This window comes from Oceanobacillus caeni (assembly GCF_042678465.1).
Classification (GTDB): Bacteria; Bacillota; Bacilli; order Bacillales; family Amphibacillaceae; genus Oceanobacillus; species Oceanobacillus caeni.
In genome coordinates this window covers 1-18583 of record NZ_JBHTKV010000021.1, presented here as the reverse complement: position 1 = coordinate 18583, position 18583 = coordinate 1, and the positions used below count along the sequence as shown (strand labels likewise).

20 protein-coding genes and 2 riboswitches are annotated in these 18583 nt (G+C 36.0%); of the genes, 12 read left to right on the top strand and 8 right to left on the bottom strand.

Annotation, left to right across the window (positions count from 1 at the left end):
* Positions 1-20: 20 nt before the first annotated feature.
* The 5 genes from ACFQ18_RS13770 to queF form a co-directional block, all read right to left on the bottom strand.
* Complete coding sequence (locus ACFQ18_RS13770) at positions 21-1181, bottom strand: YkvI family membrane protein (RefSeq protein ID WP_204798616.1); 1161 nt, start codon at positions 1179-1181, stop codon at positions 21-23.
* 353 nt (positions 1182-1534) lie between these two features.
* Positions 1535-1864 carry a hypothetical protein gene (locus ACFQ18_RS13765; RefSeq protein WP_047185088.1) on the bottom strand — a complete coding sequence of 110 codons (330 nt, stop codon included), beginning with the start codon at positions 1862-1864 and terminating at the stop codon, positions 1535-1537.
* A 585-nt stretch (positions 1865-2449) separates the two neighbouring features.
* Complete coding sequence (locus ACFQ18_RS13760; protein ID WP_204798628.1) at positions 2450-2989, bottom strand: VUT family protein; 540 nt, start codon at positions 2987-2989, stop codon at positions 2450-2452.
* A 4-nt stretch (positions 2990-2993) separates the two neighbouring features.
* On the bottom strand, positions 2994-3653 hold the full coding sequence (gene queC / locus ACFQ18_RS13755) for a 7-cyano-7-deazaguanine synthase QueC (protein ID WP_341165911.1): 660 nt from the start codon (positions 3651-3653) through the stop codon (positions 2994-2996).
* A gap of 45 nt (positions 3654-3698) precedes the next feature.
* Positions 3699-3741: riboswitch (PreQ1 riboswitch) on the bottom strand.
* Position 3742: 1 nt separating this feature from the next.
* Complete coding sequence (gene queF, locus ACFQ18_RS13750) at positions 3743-4243, bottom strand: preQ(1) synthase (RefSeq protein WP_047185086.1); 501 nt, start codon at positions 4241-4243, stop codon at positions 3743-3745.
* Positions 4244-4348: 105 nt separating this feature from the next.
* A riboswitch (PreQ1 riboswitch) is annotated at positions 4349-4395 on the bottom strand.
* Between the two features lie 244 nt (positions 4396-4639).
* On the opposite strand from queF, the gene ACFQ18_RS13745 reads away from it, so the two are divergent.
* From ACFQ18_RS13745 to ACFQ18_RS13725, 5 genes are all read left to right on the top strand, one after another.
* Positions 4640-6010 (top strand): FAD-binding oxidoreductase, encoded by a 1371-nt coding sequence (locus ACFQ18_RS13745; RefSeq protein WP_047185085.1) that lies wholly within the window; start codon positions 4640-4642, stop codon positions 6008-6010.
* 320 nt (positions 6011-6330) lie between these two features.
* Positions 6331-7035: a response regulator transcription factor gene (locus ACFQ18_RS13740; protein ID WP_204798775.1), complete on the top strand. Its 705-nt coding sequence runs from the start codon at positions 6331-6333 to the stop codon at positions 7033-7035.
* Positions 7032-8027, top strand: a complete 996-nt coding sequence (locus ACFQ18_RS13735; protein WP_145523632.1) for a sensor histidine kinase — start codon at positions 7032-7034, stop codon at positions 8025-8027. The genes ACFQ18_RS13740 and ACFQ18_RS13735 overlap by 4 nt, the downstream gene beginning before the upstream one ends.
* Before the next feature lie 90 nt (positions 8028-8117).
* Positions 8118-8882, top strand: a complete 765-nt coding sequence (locus ACFQ18_RS13730; RefSeq protein ID WP_047185082.1) for an ABC transporter ATP-binding protein — start codon at positions 8118-8120, stop codon at positions 8880-8882.
* Positions 8857-10752 carry an ABC transporter permease gene (locus ACFQ18_RS13725; protein WP_204798773.1) on the top strand — a complete coding sequence of 632 codons (1896 nt, stop codon included), beginning with the start codon at positions 8857-8859 and terminating at the stop codon, positions 10750-10752. The genes ACFQ18_RS13730 and ACFQ18_RS13725 overlap by 26 nt, the downstream gene beginning before the upstream one ends.
* 71 nt (positions 10753-10823) lie before the next feature.
* Here ACFQ18_RS13725 and ACFQ18_RS13720 read toward each other — a convergent pair whose 3' ends face one another.
* Positions 10824-11774: an NADP-dependent oxidoreductase gene (locus ACFQ18_RS13720; RefSeq protein ID WP_204798772.1), complete on the bottom strand. Its 951-nt coding sequence runs from the start codon at positions 11772-11774 to the stop codon at positions 10824-10826.
* 339 nt (positions 11775-12113) lie between these two features.
* On the opposite strand from ACFQ18_RS13720, the gene ACFQ18_RS13715 reads away from it, so the two are divergent.
* The 6 genes from ACFQ18_RS13715 (at position 12114) to ACFQ18_RS13690 (ending at position 16456) form a co-directional block, all read left to right on the top strand.
* Entirely contained in the window at positions 12114-12995 is an 882-nt protein-coding gene (locus ACFQ18_RS13715) for a LysR family transcriptional regulator (RefSeq protein WP_204798771.1), read from the top strand.
* A gap of 104 nt (positions 12996-13099) precedes the next feature.
* Positions 13100-13471, top strand: coding sequence for a CidA/LrgA family protein (locus ACFQ18_RS13710; protein WP_052771702.1), 372 nt, complete (start codon positions 13100-13102; stop codon positions 13469-13471).
* On the top strand, positions 13471-14142 hold the full coding sequence (locus ACFQ18_RS13705) for an LrgB family protein (RefSeq protein ID WP_047185078.1): 672 nt from the start codon (positions 13471-13473) through the stop codon (positions 14140-14142). Before ACFQ18_RS13710 ends, ACFQ18_RS13705 begins: the two co-directional genes overlap by 1 nt.
* A 391-nt stretch (positions 14143-14533) precedes the next feature.
* Positions 14534-14872 (top strand): nucleotidyltransferase domain-containing protein, encoded by a 339-nt coding sequence (locus tag ACFQ18_RS13700; RefSeq protein ID WP_047185077.1) that lies wholly within the window; start codon positions 14534-14536, stop codon positions 14870-14872.
* Entirely contained in the window at positions 14841-15245 is a 405-nt protein-coding gene (locus ACFQ18_RS13695) for a nucleotidyltransferase substrate binding protein (RefSeq protein WP_047185076.1), read from the top strand. Before ACFQ18_RS13700 ends, ACFQ18_RS13695 begins: the two co-directional genes overlap by 32 nt.
* Positions 15246-15502: 257 nt before the next feature.
* Positions 15503-16456 carry a glycine betaine ABC transporter substrate-binding protein gene (locus ACFQ18_RS13690; protein WP_204798770.1) on the top strand — a complete coding sequence of 318 codons (954 nt, stop codon included), beginning with the start codon at positions 15503-15505 and terminating at the stop codon, positions 16454-16456.
* Between the two features lie 407 nt (positions 16457-16863).
* Here ACFQ18_RS13690 and ACFQ18_RS13685 read toward each other — a convergent pair whose 3' ends face one another.
* The gene (locus ACFQ18_RS13685; RefSeq protein WP_047185074.1) at positions 16864-17508 is read right to left on the bottom strand and encodes an FMN-dependent NADH-azoreductase; all 645 of its coding nucleotides are present in this window, start codon (positions 17506-17508) and stop codon (positions 16864-16866) included.
* A 309-nt stretch (positions 17509-17817) separates the two neighbouring features.
* Between ACFQ18_RS13685 and ACFQ18_RS13680 the strand changes: the two genes are divergently transcribed.
* A complete protein-coding gene (locus ACFQ18_RS13680) occupies positions 17818-18387 on the top strand; it encodes a DUF4256 domain-containing protein (RefSeq protein WP_204798769.1) in 570 nt (189 codons plus the stop codon).
* On the opposite strand, the gene ACFQ18_RS13675 is transcribed toward ACFQ18_RS13680, so the two are convergent.
* Positions 18376-18583, bottom strand: a 208-nt coding sequence (locus tag ACFQ18_RS13675; RefSeq protein WP_379566567.1) for a hypothetical protein, incomplete at its 5' end; no start/stop codon positions are given. The two genes, ACFQ18_RS13680 and ACFQ18_RS13675, sit on opposite strands and share 12 nt — an antisense overlap.

The following is an 18583-nucleotide window of genomic DNA, read 5'->3' as shown; positions in this document are numbered from 1 at the left end:
GAGGAGTGGATCTATTTCGTTTAATCTATTGTATTTTCAGACGTTTGAGCTTTATGTCCTTTTATAATACGGTAGAATCCGATTACTAACAATGGTAGTCCAAATACAACTAACATGGCATATCCTAGGATTGTATAACCAGTTCCAACAAGGTCATTGATTCCGACACTGGACAGCATGGCGGAAAGGACAAGGATAATAATTGCAATGATACCGTTCATTCGCCTAGTCATTGGCTGCTTTCCAACTTCTTTAAGATTAGAGTTGATCCGGTTGATAAAGGCGTGAATCAGCCCTGTTGCGGTTTCAATCAAGGTCCAGCCAACGACAACACCAAATATGATGGCAATCCATACGCCATATCCATTAAGCATATGCAGCCATGGGACCTCCGCATTAAATACTTGTTCATTCGGATAATAGCCCATCAGAGCAACGTAAGTCAAAAACCACGGAACGGTCATCATTGTCCCAGCAATGATGGCACTAATTAACGTATCTTTCATTGTTTTTTGCCTACGGAGTGTAAATAATGCTGCTGGATAAACAGCAAGGTTGTAACCAACATAGATAATACCTGCCCAAAATACAGATCCCATTGAAAAGTTAGTAACAAAGCTTGTATCACCTGATGCAAAGACTTCTTTGATTTCCCCCGATGTCGATGAAATGACAAGGATGGCAAAAAGAATGTAAGCACTAAATAATGCAATAGTACCAATCGTTTTAAAGCGTTCAATTATATTTGCACCGTAGAAGTTTAAAAGTCCAGCGATAATGGCAATAATCGCGACTCCTATCCAATAATTTAGTCCAAGAGTGCTGTGAAGGATAGATCCGGTTGCAGCGATAACGATAGAAATCATTAAAACAGCCAGTAACAAATAAATAATATCAAATAAAAACCAAAAAGGACCTAAAAGCCGTTTTACCATACTTCGATAGTCATACGCTCGAAATCTACGTGCGATTTCAAACATTAAAAATGCCATTAACGCAAATCCGATTATAATAATTACTCCCGCAATCCAGCCATACGCACCAAATCTAGCCCCATATTGAACCACCTCTCGTCCAGTTGCATATCCACCTCCTATTAACGTGGACTGTAGGACGATTCCGGGCACCATGTATCTGCCAAATGCCCCTTCAAAAAAGCCTCTATTTTCTTTACTTGCCACTATACTCGCCCCAATCATTCTGTTTTTAGAAAATTATTAATATTTATGTAGGAAAGGGGACGGTTATGACTTGTATATTTTTTGATGTTATAAACTTTCTCGAAAATAGAAGTAGCCTTGATGCATATTATCATCAAGGCTACTCCGATTTTTGAATGGCTTATTTGCTTTTTATAAGGATTAAAAAGGGTGTTTGGAATCCATTAACATCCACACCATTTTACTCATGTTTGAAAATGCTCATGATTGCTTGAGAAATTTCAATTCCCTGAAACGTGAAAAGTGTTAAAGCTGTTACAGAGAATAACCCCATCATAATAAATCTCATCCACATTATTTTATCCTCCTTTGAATTAGAAATATAAAGGTTTCTTATTCAAAGGAATGATCACATAGTTTAATTGATAAAATATGGGTGTAAATAATATTTTTCTCCTTATAGGGATAATTAAAAAGTTCAGGGACTGATTAAGAACCATGTGTATTAAAGTAATAGATATTAGAGTAATGAAGTGTACAATTTTATCTGTACCACCATTATCAATGGATAAATGTTCAACTGAAATGCTGTTTTCCATAATACTGTTTTGATCTGTATTAGCATGATTGTGATCATGTATCAAAAATAACTGAGAAAAGGGGAGAAAAAGTAAAAGAATCATTACAGCTATATGCTTACCCATCATCTTCACCACCTCTAAAGGGTCACTACTATATGCAAAAATAAAAAATCTTAGCATCATATATAATTATTATTTTATACAGCTAAGTACTTGTATTATTCATATTCAATTTAATTTTATTATTTATTATGCTATTTTATCATATTTATGATTTTTATGGTAACGTAGCTATCATAAGTAAATATATATTGGCCATAAAGAACTCTTCAAAGATATAAGACCACTGAAAAAACCCCTAAAAAATAGCCTTAGAAAAAGAAATAAAAACCACTTATTCATTCTATTTTAGGTTCTTTGTCGTATAAGTGACCGTTTGCTACGTTTGAACCGAATTTCGGGCACTCATTGAGATAGTAATTGTTTTTCGAATGCTGAGAAAAAAACAGATTCTCCCCATAAAAAAAGCATACCAATCTCCTTGAATTTGGTATGCTATCTGACCTAATAAAAGCAACGCGCTAAAACTCCTATGCTTCCTCATCATCTTCCAAAGATATAAACGGATTTTTTAATCTGTCTACCTTTAGGGGAGCATATCTAGCTCATTTATTATTTGTAAAAATACTACTTAAACTTCACCTGAATTTATCCCACCGTAATACGTCTTGCTCTCACCACATACACTTGATTTAGAACAAGAGCTCCAATTAACTGGATAACTGTTTTTGCAATAACCTGCCCTAAAATCGCTGCTGGCACAGCTTCCCATGGGATAAATCCTGCACCGATTGGACTTAATCCAACGATAACGAAAACAACGGAATCTAGTAATCCACCAACAATTCCGCTATAAAATACACGCCATGCGATTGGTAGTTTTAATCTAGTATAAATCTCTGTATCTGCTGTTTCAGAAATAATAAAGGAAAGTGCGGAGGCTGCGACAATCATTAGGGTATCGCCAAGTAAAGAGGACACCGCACCGGATAAGATTAATGCTGTCAAGATAAATAAATAGGTCTTTTTTCTTCCGTACTTGTTTTGCACCAAGTCACGAAATATAAAGGTCGCACCTATTAAAAATGTTCCCATTGGAATGATGAAAATACCAATCTCGAGGGGCATGATTGCCGCGGTTATCACGTTTGCCGTGACAATGGAAATTAAATATAAAAAAACGCGCAACATATTATTTCTCTCCCTTGGCCAGTAAGTATTGCTCTAAACCATGATTACGGAGCTTACACGCTGGACACTCGCCACAACCATCAGCCTTTATTCCGTTATAACATGTTAAGGTTTTTTTCCGGATGAAATCCATTACACCTAACTCATCAGAAAGCCTCCAAACATCCCTTTTATCCAACCACATTAGGGGAGTATGGATAACAAAACCCTCATCCATTGCTAGATTCAATGTCACATTTAATGATTTGATAAAACTATCTCGGCAATCTGGATAGCCACTAAAATCTGTTTCACTAACTCCTGTCACAAGATGCCTTGCACCAACTTGCTTTGCTAACACACCAGCGAAGGATAGAAAAAGTAAATTTCTCCCTGGTACAAAAGTGTTTGGAAGCCTAGTTCCATCACCATCAGCTATCTCCATATCGTCCCGTGTTAAAGCATTGGGTGCTAATTGATGTAGAAGCGACATATCTAAAATATGGTGTTTGACACCGAGATCTTCTGCAATTTCTTTGGCGCATTCGATTTCTAATTGATGTCGTTGGCCATAATCAAAGGTAACTGTTTCGACCTCTTTAAATTGTTCTTTTGCCCAGAATAAACAGGTCGTACTGTCCTGCCCTCCGCTAAAAACAACAATGGCTTTATTCTTTTCCATGTAAAAACTCCTTTTCAAAAAGAAAAAACAACACTAAGATGGGTTGTTTTCTTAGTTTTTTATAGAGGGTAGCTAGAACCTCTACCTATTTAACGATTATCTATATTTTCCGGATTAAGATCATGATTCATCAAGCGATGCATAGCCATTTCCTCATACTTTGTCCCTGGTTTTCCATAATTACACCAAGGGTCAATAGAAATACCGCCACGAGGAGTGAATTTACCCCAAACCTCAATATAACGTGGATCAAGTAATTCAATTAGATCATTCATAATGATATTCACACAATCCTCATGAAAATCTCCATGATTTCTGAAACTAAATAAATATAATTTCAATGATTTACTTTCTACAATCTTTTGATCAGGTATGTACGAAATATACATCGTCGCAAAATCAGGTTGCCCTGTAATCGGACATAAACTAGTAAACTCTGGACAATTGAATTTTACAAAATAATCCCGATTAGAATGGATGTTATTTACGGATTCTAATACTTCAGGTGTATAGTCCGTTGCGTAATTCGTTTCCTTATTACCAAGTAGAGTTAAATCCTTCAAACCTTGTTTCTCGCTTCTTCCAGACATAAAAAAACCTCCCTGTAATGTTTCCGAACACTACGGAGAGGTCATAGCAAACTATGATTCTAACAAAAAAGCCACATCCAATTATGGACATGGCGAATTGTCATTGTATCCATAGTTTTTTATAGAGGGTTTCAGCTATGAACCTCTTCCGATCAGTTGTTCAATTCTTACTTATCATAACCTTAGAAGGGAGATTATGTCAATATGGTTTATTTGTTCGGTTGCTTTTTCGGTCATGATGAAACCAAGGGGAGCTCACTTTAAATTCGCATCAGGGGTTATTGAATTAGTCGAAAAAACATTATAATATGAATAATATCAATTTATATAAATATTATTATAAATTAAATAAATTGAAAAATGGTGTAAAACTTACAAGGTGAGAGGGGCAGCAAAATGGAAACCGTACTAAATGCTTTAAAAAGAAAACTATCTGACGAGCAAATTACGACGAATCAAACGGTAAGAGAATTACATAGCAGGGATGAAACATATCATCAAACAAGTCTTCCAGATGTGGTGGTATATCCAAAATCGACAAAGGATGTAAGCCATATTATGGAGGTTGCACAAGAGTTTAAGATTCCAATAACACCATTTGGAGTTGGGACCAGTTTAGAAGGACATGTTATTCCATATCAACATGGCATCTCCATTGATTTTTCTTTGATGAATAAAATTATTGAAATAAAGGAAAGTGACTTACTTGTCACGGTTCAGCCTGGTGTGACTAGAGAACAATTGAATAAAGAACTCAAAAAGTATGGGTTATTCTTCTCGGTCGATCCAGGTGCAAATGCAACTATCGGAGGAATGGCGGCTACGAATGCTAGTGGAACTACGACAGTAAAGTATGGGGTGATGCGCGATCAGGTGCGTGATATCGAAGTGGTTCTTGCCGATGGAAGTGTGATACATACAGGGAGTTTAGCAGCTAAATCTGCATCGGGTTATCATTTAAATGGATTATTTGTTGGTTCAGAGGGAACGCTTGGCTGTTTCACGGAGATAACATTACAAGTATATGGCATTCCAGAACATATGGTTGCTGCTCGTGCAACATTCCCAAGTTTCACTCATGCAATTGATGCTGTTACTTCGATTATCCATGCAGGGGTACCGATTGCACGAGTGGAATTTGTGGATGAGGCTTCAATGATTCAAATTAATAAATTTAGTGAAACAGATTATCCAGTAGAACCAACCCTTTTCTTGGAATTCCATGGTAATGAAGCCGGTTTACAAGCGGATGTTGATTTCACTAAGGAAATCATGAAGGATAATAAGTGTCAGGAATTTATTTTTGAAACCGATACTGCAGCACGTAATCATTTATGGCATGCCCGCCATAATCTAGCCTATGCCTATGTCCATGATTATGTTGGCAAGAAGATGATGCTTACGGATGTTGCCGTTCCCATATCCGAGTTAGCAAATGCGGTAACTTTTGCCAGGAAGGAGTTAGATAAATTAGGAATTCCGGGTGGACTCGTAGGTCACGTCGGGGATGGCAACTTTCATTCATTGATTATGATTGATATGGCAAATACGGAAGAAGTACAAAAAGCGAAAGAATTTAATGAAAAGATTGTGCTTTATGCACTACAGCGTGGTGGAACATGTACTGGAGAGCATGGTGTAGGCGTTGGAAAAAAACAATACCAGCAGCTGGAGCATGGAACAGCACTCGGAGTAATGAAACAAATTAAAAAGGTACTAGATCCAAATAACATTTTAAATCCTAATAAAATTATAGATATAGAATAGGGGGCAACAAGATAAATTGAGTTTGTCTAATAGGATACTTACTATACGGTAGCTGAAGTTTCATTCATAATAAAAAATCACTTGTTACAAATACACATACATTTTAGTCCACATCTATTATAGGTGTGGACTATTTTATCCCACCTAAACGGCAGTAAGACTCCCACTCCAAACTTTTGAGGAAACAAAAAAGGTAGGCGGGAGATCAACTGCCTGCTATCAAAAGTTGCTTGGTTCCCTGCAATAAAAAATGGCATTAGGTGAAACGGTTATGTTAAATTAAACTTAACTTATTTAATGGAACTAGGAGAAATTCAAACATGGAAAAAATCATGATTGTTGAAGATGATTTAAAAATTGCAGAATACCTTTGCAAGCACATAGAAAAGTACGGATATGAAGTGATCATCGCTAAAGATTTTGAAAATATAATGGCTACTTTCCGTGATGCTCAGCCTAATCTTCTTTTACTAGATATTAATTTACCTAGTTTTGACGGATATTATTGGTGCAGGCAAATTCGTAAAGAGTCTATTTGCCCCGTAATTTTCATTTCCGCACGTACAGGGGAGATGGACCAAGTAATGGCAATAGAAAATGGTGGGGACGATTTTATTACGAAGCCTTTTCATCCTGATATTGTCATGGCAAAAATACGAAGTCAAATGCGACGTGCATATGGAGAATATGCGGCAAACTATAAAGAGAGAGTACTTATTCAAGGAGACTTAACCTTATATCCTGAACGACTTAAACTACAATTTAAAAATGAAGTCACAACATTAACAAAGAACGAAACCGATATTATTGAAAGTCTGTTGGAACGATATCCCCGAGTTGCTGGTCGTCAAGATTTATTGGCGAAACTTTGGGATGATCAAACATATGTCGATGAAAATACGCTGAATGTTAATATTGCCCGAGTTCGGAAAAAGTTTCAAGAATTAGGAATGAACGATGCTGTAGAAACCGTTAGAGGAGCAGGATACCGTCTACGTATTACATGGGAAGAGGAGAAGGCATGAGATTATTTCTTCGTGAGCATTTTTTACTCATTGTGATACTGGTTATCCAAGTTTTCATAATACCTATACTATTTTGGTTAGATGGTTACAGAGGGCTAAGTGTAAGTATTTATGCTGTTTTTTTATCCTTAGTATTCTTAACAGCAGTTTTTATCTATCGATACATTAGTAGAAAAAAATTCTATCAAAGGTTACAGAATTCAATAGATTCACTGGATGAATCTCTCGAGACCACCGAACAAGCCCCAATATCAGAAGCGCTTGATCAGTTACTTCGCGCTCAGTATCGTTTATATCAAGAAGCACTTCAAAAAGCAGAAGACAGACAGGATGAGCATTTGTTATTTATGGATCGTTGGGTACATCAAATGAAGACACCCCTTTCTGTGATTGAACTAACCGCACAAACACTAGATGAGCCAGAATCGTCTAGCATTCGGGAGGAAACGGAGCGAATGCGAAATGGATTGAATACTGTGCTTTATATGGCAAGACTTCGTACGATTGCGGAAGACTTTCATATTAAGCCAGTCCTCCTATCCAAATTAATACATGAAGTGAATCAAGAAAACAAACGCTTTTACATTCGTAATGAAGTGTACCCACAATTGAAGGAAGATAAGCTTGGAATAACAGTGGCAACTGATGAGAAGTGGCTTTTCTTTCTATTGACGCAACTAGTACATAATGCTGTTAAATATTCTACTGGAAAAACAAATCGAATCGTCCTATCTCTTTATGAACGTTCGGGGGAAGCAGTACTGGAAGTAAAAGATTTTGGCATAGGTATCCCGGTTGTGGATCAGAAGCGTGTGTTCCATAAATTTTATACTGGGGAAAATGGTAGAAAAAATCGGGAATCAACAGGGATGGGGCTTTATTTGGTAAAGGAAGTTGCAAGGAGGTTAGAGCACGCTATTGAATTGGAATCCAAAGTTGGTGAAGGAACGACTGTTCGGATTGTTTTTTCGAATACACAAAACCTTACATAGATGTAAGATTCATGAAAGCATAATCGATAGTTTATCGTGAACCTTCTAGGCTATACTTCATATAGAAGCTTTCAGAAGAGGAGAATGATTATGCTTGAACTAACAAATGTAAGTAAGGTTTATGAAGGCAAGGTAGCTTATCGTGCCCTTACAGATATCAATTTAGAAATTGAAAAAGGTGAATTTGTCGCCATTATGGGTCCGTCCGGTAGTGGGAAAACGACATTACTAAATATTATTTCCACAAACGATGCACCATCAACGGGGGAAGTTAAAATCGAAGGAACTAATCCACATAAGCTAAAGAAAAATGATTTAGCCAAATTCCGTAGAAATGAACTAGGATTTGTCTTTCAGGATTTTAATTTACTCCATACATTGACTGTCGAAGAAAATATTGTTTTACCCCTTACATTAGAGGGAACCCGTGTGAAGGAAATGAAGGAAAAAGCACATAAAATTGCTGAATACCTTGGGATTGCATCCATTATGAACAAACGCACATACGAAATATCCGGAGGTCAAGCACAACGGGTAGCAGTTGCGAGGGCGATGATTCATGAACCTAGGTTACTGTTAGCCGATGAGCCAACCGGTAACTTAGATTCGAAAGCGTCGAAGGATGTCATGAAGATGCTTGTATCCATCAATAAAAAGGAAAAAACGAGCTTATTAATGGTAACACATGACCCACAAGCGGCAAGTTATTCCGACCGCGTTATTTTTATTCGTGATGGTAAGCTCCATTCCGAAATTCATCAAGGAGAGAGTAGACAGGCATTCTTCCAAAAGATAATCGACATGCTCTCGTTGATGGGAGGCGATGGCAATGACTTTTCGTCAGTTCGCGTTTAATAACGTACTACGAAACAAACGATTGTACATTGCTTACTTTCTTAGTAGCATGTTTACGGTGATGGTATTTTTCACATTTGCCATTTTTGCATTCCACCCGGCGTTTTCAAGTGGTTCCATCAATCACAATGCTTTATTCGGTATGGCTGTTGCTGGTGGAATTATCTATGTATTTTCCTTCTTTTTTGTTTTATATTCGATGAGTTCTTTCTTGCAATCAAGAAAGAAAGAATTTGGCTTATTAATGATGCTTGGGGCTTCTGATAAGCAAATTCGTCTCATGGTATTTCTAGAAAATATCTTAATTGGATTAATGGCCACTATCGGCGGAATCCTGATGGGCTTAGTATTTGCAAAAGCTGTTTTATTAATTGCCGAAAATGTATTAATCATTAGTGAGTCACTAAATTTTTATTTTCCTACACTTGCCATGGTTGTGACGTTTATTAGCTTTATTTTTCTATTTTTTTGTATATCCCTTTTTGTTTCGTTTATACTTCGTACGAACAAACTTATCGATTTAATTAAAGGGGATAAACAGCCTAAAAAAGAACCGAAAGCTTCTGTTATCCTATCCATTATAGCAGCATTACTACTTATTGTTGGTTATGGCACAGCTCTGACTGTTAAGGGTGTTTCGGTAGTTTTTGCAATGGTTCCGGTTATTATCGTTGTTACACTTGGCACATACTTGTTATTTACACAATTGAGTGTGTATATGATACGTCGATTGAAACACAATAAATCTTTCTTTTGGCGGAAAACAAATATGCTACTGTTCTCAGATTTATCTTTTCGAATGAAGGATAACGCAAGAACGTTTTTTATGGTAGCCATTATATCAACAGTTGCTTTTAGTGCAATTGGCTCATTATATGGGTTTCAGTCCTACCTTACCAAAGGAATAAAAGACGTTAATCCGTATAACATTACCTATTCGCCATGGGCGGATGATAGTAAAGAAGTTATCGAGAAAGATATTAGTACCGTCAATACGATCCTAAAGGAAGAAAATATTGTTGCGAAGATGGAAAAAGTAGAGTTGAACTATTTTAAGACTCCAGCACGAGATGATGGTGTATTGATTGCGAAAGCTTCTGATTATAACCGTTTTGCGGCATTAATAGGGGATAAGCCGCTTGATCCAAACGAAAAGGAAGCAATTGTGGTGGAACAGAGTGGTGCACTACTTACTCAAGGTCCTAAAGCAAGTGAAGCGTTGAAGGAGTCTAAGGTTGAATTAAATAATGGAAAAGAAATACAACCGAGCACCGTCGTAAAATCTGAAGTATTGTCAGAATTAAATGGGTATTATGTTGTAAATGACAAAGTCTATGATCAACTTGGCACACCGGTAAATAGTAATCTAAGTATTGTATGGAAAACGAAGGATATGACTACAGATCAAGTAGTTGAAATGGGAAGAAGATTTGATGAACAACTGTCTCATAAAGCATTTTCCACTGATTACACGATTTATGAAATTAATAAAGCGTATGGACCGATATTATTCATTGGTTTGTTTATTGGTATTGTGTTCTTCGTCTCTGCAGGAAGCTTTCTTTATTTCCGATTATTTACAGATATAGATGAAGAAAAGCGGAAGTTCCGTTCTATTGCAAAAATTGGATTGACACAGTCAGAGTTGAAAAAAGTAGTGAATAAACAGATTGCCCTGTTATTTTTCTCGCCAATTGTTGTTGCATTAGTTCACGGTGCCGTTGCACTTACGGCTTTATCTCATTTATTTGACTACAATTTAACGATAGAAGCATCTATCGTATTAGGAAGTTTTGCTTTTATTCAAATTCTTTATTTCTTAATTGTACGATTCTTCTATGTAAAACAAGTGAATAAGGCGATCTTCTAAGTAAAGTGAAAGCAAGAAAATTAAAAAGCACCTACAAACGTTGATATAACAATGCTTGTAGGTGCTTTAATTTAATTTTCGTCTCCATTTTCAATTTGAATAACAATTTTTCCTTTAGCATGGTGAGTTTCACTTAGTGCATGTGCTTCAGTTAACCCTTTTTCAGAAAAAGGAAACTTGTGTCCTATGATCACTTTAACTTTTCCTTGCTTTAAGAGTTCAGCAATCTCTGCTAATTGTTTTCCATTAGGATTGAGCCAAACTAGACCAGATTTAATGTTTTTCTGATTTGCCTTTTCCTTATTAGGTTCAGAAACAATGGATGCTAACTTTCCGCCGTTTTTTAGGACGGTAAAACTTTTCACTTGATTCTCTCCGCCAAGGGAATCTAGAACAAAATCAAAGTCCCTTAAGACCGTTTCAAAATCTTCTTTTTTGTAATCAATTACTTCATCGGCACCAAGGGATTTTAAAAATTCAACATTATATGTACCTGCTGTTGTCACAACATAGGCACCAACATTTTTGGCAAATTGAATAGCAAATGAACCTACACCGCCCGCACCAGCATGAATAAGCACTTTATCTCCACTTTTTACTTGACCAAAGTCGAATAAACATTGCCATGCAGTTAATCCTGCAAGTGGTACGCAGGCTGCTTCTTCAAAACTTACATTATCGGGAATCCTAGCAAGCAGATGTGAATCGACAACGGTGTATTCAGCATAGGTTCCTCTATTTGTTGTTTCAGGTCGAGCAAATACTCTATCACCTATTTTGAATTCCGTAATATTTTTCCCTACTTCATCTACCACTCCTGCGGCATCCCAACCTAAGATAATGGGAAAGTCAAAAGGAAGACTAGATTTTAAATACCCTTCTCGAAGTTTCCAGTCGATTGGATTAATCGATGTAGCATGTAATTTAACAACAACCTGATTATCTCCAGGTTGTGGCTTTTCTATTTCTCTTTCCTTTAATTGTTCTTTCCCACCATACTGGTCAATAACAATTGCTTTCACGTTTATCACCCTTTATTTCACTGAACATACTTCTACTCAGTTTTAATTTCTAATAGAAAGTTATTATTTCCTATATACTATTATAGTATGCTAATTGCTTAATTGCTTTTATTTTGCACTAAGTGTTTCCACTATGAAAAAGGTCAGTTTCCCACGGTGTTAAAGTGTTAGTGTAGCGGAGGATTGACTAAGACTTTTTCTCTCTTGATCAACATATGGATTCGTAGCATTTATAGAGGGGCACCATCATTTGTTGTAAAATAGACTTATGATAAGCCATCTAAATCCTGTCATGGTTAGTGTGGTGGCTATGTATTAATATTTTGGGAGGTATTTATTTTGGAATTAAGGCAATTAGTTTATTTCATAGAGGTGGCCAAACATAAGAATATAACGAAAGCTTCGGAGGAAATGCATATTTCTCAGCCAGCTTTAAGCAAGTCTATCATTGCTTTAGAAGATGAGCTAGGTACACCGTTAATTATCCGTACGAATAAAGCCATTGAATTAACGGATGCTGGTGAAGTTTTATTAAAATATGCTGTGAAAATGACAAGTGTATTGGACGAAATGTACCAGTCGATAAGTGATTTGACAAATCTTTCTATAGGACAGATTAACATTGGACTTCCCCCTTTTATCGGAAGTTTATTTTTTCCAAAGGTGCTGGCCAAATTTCACCATACTTATCCTAATATCAAATTAGATATTACCGAATATGGCGGTGCTAGAGTAGTTAAAAGTGTTGAAGAAGGGGAAATAGAGCTTGGAGTAGCGGTACAGCCCTTAGATGAACAAGCGTTCAATGTTTACCCAATAGTGAAAGAGGAAATGAAGCTAGTCGTCCATAAGGATCATCCGCTTGCATTAAAAGAAGAAGTACATATAAGAGATTTAAGAAATGAAGAATTTATTTTTTATCATGAGGAATTTGCCTTAAACGAAATTATTCGCAACCACTTTTTAATAATGGCAGGTTATGAACCTAAAATTCTCTTTAAGAGTACGCAGTGGGATTTAATGTCTGAGATGGTTGAGGCGAATCTAGGGGTGACTATTTTGCCACAGTCGATCTGTAACCGCCTATATGCCAAGGATATTGAAATCATTAGTCTTAGACCAACTATCATGTGGAGATTGGCTGTTATTACGAAGAAAGGTCGCTATATTTCCAATGCTGGAAGAACGTTTATTGATTTTATTTTGAAGGAACCATTATAACTAAAAGTTATGAAAGGTATTCTGGATATGTATTTCACAAATGGTACATATCGGAGTAATATGATTCTTAGTTAATGTGAATTTATAAAGAAAGGCTGTCATTCATGTTGAAAATAGGAGTCATTATTTTACAAGTGTGTTTTTTACATGTTTTTCTTTTTTTAGGAATGGCACTGAAACATATTCTTCCTCTGCCAATCCCTGCTTCTATGTTCGGATTGTTCTTATTGTTTCTAGCTCTCTACTGTAAGGTGATTAAACTAGAGTGGGTGGAACAAGGTGCCAAGTGGCTAATGGCGGAGTTGTTACTATTCTTTATCCCTTCTGCAGTAGGAATTGTCAATTATGAACAAATTATAAGTATACAAGGTTTAGAAATTGTCGTCTTAATTGCCATTAGTACAATGATTGTTATGGGGATGACTGCCATAACAGCAGAAAGAATTTTAGCAAGGAAACGAAGTGAACGGCATTGATGATGATTGTATTTACTATTTTAACGTATTTTCTTTATTTATTTTCTAAAAAGGTTTATGGCAAAATACCATTTCCTATTTTTCAGCCATTATTACTAGCTCCAATATTATTAATCATGTTGATTACCATCATGCATGTATCTGCTAATCAGTATTTAGAGGATGCGAAATGGTTATCGCATATGCTTGGTCCGGCTACCATTGCTTTTGCTGTGCCTATATATAAACATTTCTCGACTATAAAAAAATATATGGTTACCATCCTAATTAGCATTACGACTGGAACGCTTGTAGCAATTTTTTCAACTTATTTATTATCAAAATTAATTCATTTGAATTCTGATTTTCTTATTTCGATTCTTCCAAGATCAATTACCACTCCTATAGCTATAGAAGTATCAAAGGAAATTGGTGGCTTACCGACGTTAACGACGGTTTTTGTTATTATAACGGGTGTTATGGGTGGAGTTGTAGGTCCAGCTGTTCTTAAATGGCTTTCCATCAAAACACCGATTGCGAAGGGGTTAGCATTAGGAATGGGAGCACATGGTGTCGGTACCAATAAAGCAATGGAATACGGGAAACAGGAAGAGGTATTTTCTTCCATTGCAATGATTTTTGCAGCGTTTATTACCCTAGGCTGGGGGACATTGTTCATTCTCTTTATCTAGGAAGTAAGATATTTATAACTTTAAAATAACTACTAACATCGATTGTAAACAAGATAGTCAACTATCTATATTTGGGATCAATTTCCTACCATACTAAAATCTTAGCATGGCGGGAGCTGATCCTTTTTTATAACTATCATCGTAATAACGTTTGCTCAACCTCATCTAGACCATCGCGATATCTCTTCACTAATTTATATAGTAGCAAGAAAAGAAGAAGAAGAAGAGAAGTAAGTTTTCAATTAATAATTAATCAGTCTTCTTAATCCTATTTTTGCAAAAATGGGTAGTTCAATTATGATATGTTATAATACTGTTGAGATAAAGTGATGATTAAAAGAACAAATAACCTTTTGAAATAACAATTAAAATCAATCGCGGGGGTGTTACCATGTCGGACTCCATAGAACAAATCAATGTACCTGAACGATTCTTAACGGAATTAACAAATTACTGTTCCAACAATAACAAAATTGAAAAAGTCCTTTTGTTTGGCTCAAGGGCCCGTGGAGATTTCCAATTTAATTCAGACATCGATTTAGCCCTTTATACTACTGATATCACACACAGTGATCAAAACATGATAGAGTATATGATTCAAGAAATACCTACTCCTTTAAAAATAGATATTGTATTTATGGATCGATTATTAAAAGAAGAATTGATTAAGAATATAAAACGAGATGGGGTGATTTTATATGAGCAAGGAAAGGCTGTACGAAAAGCTTAAGGATTTTGAAAAGGCAAGTTCTCGACTAAACGAGGCGGTGAATTTGGATGCTGAAAATGATATTATTGTAGATGGCGTTATTCAACGTTTTGAATTCACCTTTGAATTAAGCTGGAAATTAATGAAGATATTCCTTGAATATACTGGAATAAGCGATATAAGAAGCCCAAGGGGAGCAATTCGTGAAGCTTTCTCCTATGGATTAATAAAGGATGGGGAAAGTTGGATTGATATGTTGATAGATCGAAATAAAACCTCACATATTCACGACGAAGAAGAAGCAAGATTAATATATGAAAAAATTACAAAAACGTATAATAAATTGCTGTTAGACTTTTCTAGATTAATGGATGAAAAAATAAAAGAAATATAATCATAGCGGGATAGCGAGGAATAGCTCTCCCGTTTTTTGTTTTCGAAAAAGGAAGGAAATGAAGTAATTTTAAATAATCTTAAGGAATTCTATGTATAAGAGCGCATTCCCTATACAGTATAAACTGTATACTTAATTTAAACGGAATTAAGTAATTATACGGTTTGGTTTGTCTTTGTTAAAGGTTTATTATAATTACGTAGCAAAAAGGTTTGCTAATCAATATAAGTTAAGAAAAAACAAAAGGGAGAGAAAAAATGAATAAAATAAAAGGAAAAATGATATTTTTAGTTTTCGGATTATTAACACTACTAATAGTTGCAGGTTGCGGTTCAGAAAATGAAACAAGTAGTGATGATGGATCAGATACTAGCAAGAATGAATCAAATGCAACGGAAGATATGAATTATAGTGAAGCAGTTGATTACACCATCACAGGTATTGAACCAGGTGCTGGAATTAGTGTATCAACGGAAAAGGCGTTAGAAGAATATGATTCATTAAAAGGCTGGAATGTGATGTTTTCATCGACAGCGGGATTAATTTCAGAACTGGACACAGCAATAGAAAATGAAGAACCAATTATCATTACCGGGTGGAATCCGCATTGGATGTTTGCGAAATATCCAGATTTGAAATATTTAGAAGATCCTAAAGGTGTATATGGTGAAACAGAAAAGATTAAGACGCTTGCAAGAAAGGGTCTTAAAGATGATATGCCGAATGCCTACAAACTACTGGATCAATTTCATTGGGAAGTAGAAGATATGGAAAGCATTATGAATGAAGCACAAGAAAGCGGAGAAGAAATAGAAACGATTGCCGAAAAATGGGTGAAAGAAAACCAAGACAAAGTGGATAAGTGGAAAGAAGGTGTAAAAGAAGTAGACGGTAAATCAATCGAATTGATATCAACACCGTGGGATTCCGAACGCGCATCATCCGGAGTGGTAAAAGCTGTATTGGAGCAACTTGGCTATGATGTAACCGTAACACCAGTTGATGTTGCTATCATGTTCGAATCGATTGCCAATGGAGATGGTGATGCAACACTTGCAGCCTGGTTACCATTAACACATAATGATTTTTACGAAAAATATAAGGATGAAATCGATGACTTAGGTGAAAATTTAAACGGTGCAAAGATTGGGCTTGTTGTTCCAGCCTATATGGATATTAATTCCATTGAAGACCTTCAGCCAAATGAATAATATACGATTATACCAATCCAAGATGCGGTTTTTAAGCATTAGGAGTAAGTGATAGGGTAGAATTAATCGAAAAGGAAAACAAAACACATAAGGATTTAAAAAAGAGCAAAGCAATAAAATAATAAGGACTGAATGGTGCTGTAACACCATCCAGTCTAAATAGTGCAAAAGCCCTTCAAGGGGGCGACTCACGATAATTAGAGAAATAACTACTAACAGGCTCATTGGGTGGTTATTTTTTTGAGTAAATGACAGCAGAATAGCCACCATGACATTCTGTAGATTATTCGAGAGTTAATACATTTTAACCACAAAAATGAAGAAAATAAAAAAGGCTACAGGCGATTCACCTATAGCACGTTAATATATCATTCCATATAAACTTTCAGAGGAAATTTATATTTTATTTACACTTTCTGAGTTAACCCTACTAAACGCTGTGCGCAAGCTTTTACTTCTTCCATACCTGTAGTAATGATTTCTTGCGCTTTATCCGGCATCGCATTATGGCCTTCAATAATTACTTCATCGATGATATCCATACCAAAAATACCGCTGAATACATTACGCATATAGTTAACAGACATGTCCATTGTAGCAGTTTCTGGTGTTGAATAAACACCTCCACGGGCGTTTAGGAAGATTGCCTTTTTATCTGTCATAAGTTGAATCATATTACCTTCCGCATCATATTTAAATGCAAATCCTGAAGAATAAACATAATCTATGAAAGTGTGTAACTTAGCAGGGATTGTTAAATTCCATAACGGGAATGCAAATACTACAACGTCTGCAGCGGATAGAACATCCATTGCTTTTTGTTTAGCCGCCAAAAGACGTGATTCATAATCTGTTAATTCCTTATTGTTTTGTACTTTACCGAAAGCATCGAATAATTCTTGGCCGAAATAAGGCATATCTTCTTCAAAAACATCGTAAATGGTTACGTTTACGTCTTTACCTTCCAATTCAGCTAAGAAAGTTTCGTACATTTTACTAGAAATTCCCTGTGAAGCTGGGCGATTATTTGCTTTTATAACTAATACGTTCATTAAGAGCCTCTCCTTTGTTAAAAAATATAATTATACGACAGTGTATCTAATAGTTATTTATCCGTCGTTATATGAACTAAAGGGTTATAATAACAAAGAAAAGTTATTAGTACAACTGATTTACTCAATAAGTTTTTAATATTTTGTAATATTTATCCCACCTAATCGAGAAGTAATACTCTTATCTCAAGCTTCTGGGGAAAACAAAGAAGATAGGTGGGCGTTTTTCAACTAGTTTAAATTTGTTTCAATCCAAAAATTATATATACTTAAATCATTACAATTAATAAAAGTAAGGGAGAAACTTATATGACAAAGGAAAATAAAAAAGAGTTGTCACTAGAACAACGTGAAGAATTACTCCAAGTGTTGAAAGCTCGTTTTGAGAAAAATATGAACCGCCATGAAGGCCTTGAATGGTCTGATATCCAAGCAAAGCTAGATGCAAATACGGAGAAACTGTGGTCACTCCATGAAATGGAAAGGACTGGCGGTGAACTGGACGTTGTTGGTTACGATGAAGCAAGAGGCGAATACATTTTTTATGATTGTTCAAAAGAAAGTCCTAAAGGTCGTAGAAGTGTTTGTTATGACCGGGAAGCGCTGGAATCAAGGAAAAAACATAAACCGGAAAACAACGCTATGGATATGGCAACTGCTATGGGCATTGAACTTCTAACGGAAGAACAATATCGAGCGTTGCAACGGCTTGATAATTTCGATATGAAAACATCGAGTTGGATACAAACACCGTCCGATATCAGAGAACGAGGTGGTGCTCTTTTTTGTGATTATCGCTATGGCCATGTCTTCGTGTATCATAACGGTGCGGAATCTTACTATGGTGCTAGAGGGTTCCGTGGATCTTTAAGGGTCTAAATTTTGAATCCATTTTTCCGCTATCAGGCACTTAATAAATGAAATCCAATAGTGATGTAATAAATCGACTAATTTATATACAAAATAGGCCAGAGTTTGAATCTGGCCTATTTGCTTTATTATGACTTTAGTCCGTTGAGTACGCGGCAGCGTGCGAAACAGAAAACCACCTGCTATGCGGGTGGGTAACAAGTGG

Coding starts and splice junctions, on each gene's coding strand:
- ACFQ18_RS13725 (WP_204798773.1), top strand. CDS start 8,857: ATGACTTTTCGTCAGTTCGCGTTTAATAACGTACTACGAAACAAACGA.
- ACFQ18_RS13740 (WP_204798775.1), top strand. CDS start 6,331: ATGGAAAAAATCATGATTGTTGAAGATGATTTAAAAATTGCAGAATAC.
- queC (WP_341165911.1), bottom strand. CDS start 3,653: ATGGAAAAGAATAAAGCCATTGTTGTTTTTAGCGGAGGGCAGGACAGT.
- ACFQ18_RS13730 (WP_047185082.1), top strand. CDS start 8,118: ATGCTTGAACTAACAAATGTAAGTAAGGTTTATGAAGGCAAGGTAGCT.
- ACFQ18_RS13705 (WP_047185078.1), top strand. CDS start 13,471: ATGATGATTGTATTTACTATTTTAACGTATTTTCTTTATTTATTTTCT.
- ACFQ18_RS13765 (WP_047185088.1), bottom strand. CDS start 1,864: ATGGGTAAGCATATAGCTGTAATGATTCTTTTACTTTTTCTCCCCTTT.
- ACFQ18_RS13680 (WP_204798769.1), top strand. CDS start 17,818: ATGACAAAGGAAAATAAAAAAGAGTTGTCACTAGAACAACGTGAAGAA.
- ACFQ18_RS13685 (WP_047185074.1), bottom strand. CDS start 17,508: ATGAACGTATTAGTTATAAAAGCAAATAATCGCCCAGCTTCACAGGGA.
- ACFQ18_RS13745 (WP_047185085.1), top strand. CDS start 4,640: ATGGAAACCGTACTAAATGCTTTAAAAAGAAAACTATCTGACGAGCAA.
- ACFQ18_RS13700 (WP_047185077.1), top strand. CDS start 14,534: ATGTCGGACTCCATAGAACAAATCAATGTACCTGAACGATTCTTAACG.
- queF (WP_047185086.1), bottom strand. CDS start 4,243: ATGTCTGGAAGAAGCGAGAAACAAGGTTTGAAGGATTTAACTCTACTT.
- ACFQ18_RS13690 (WP_204798770.1), top strand. CDS start 15,503: ATGAATAAAATAAAAGGAAAAATGATATTTTTAGTTTTCGGATTATTA.
- ACFQ18_RS13710 (WP_052771702.1), top strand. CDS start 13,100: ATGTTGAAAATAGGAGTCATTATTTTACAAGTGTGTTTTTTACATGTT.
- ACFQ18_RS13695 (WP_047185076.1), top strand. CDS start 14,841: ATGAGCAAGGAAAGGCTGTACGAAAAGCTTAAGGATTTTGAAAAGGCA.
- ACFQ18_RS13735 (WP_145523632.1), top strand. CDS start 7,032: ATGAGATTATTTCTTCGTGAGCATTTTTTACTCATTGTGATACTGGTT.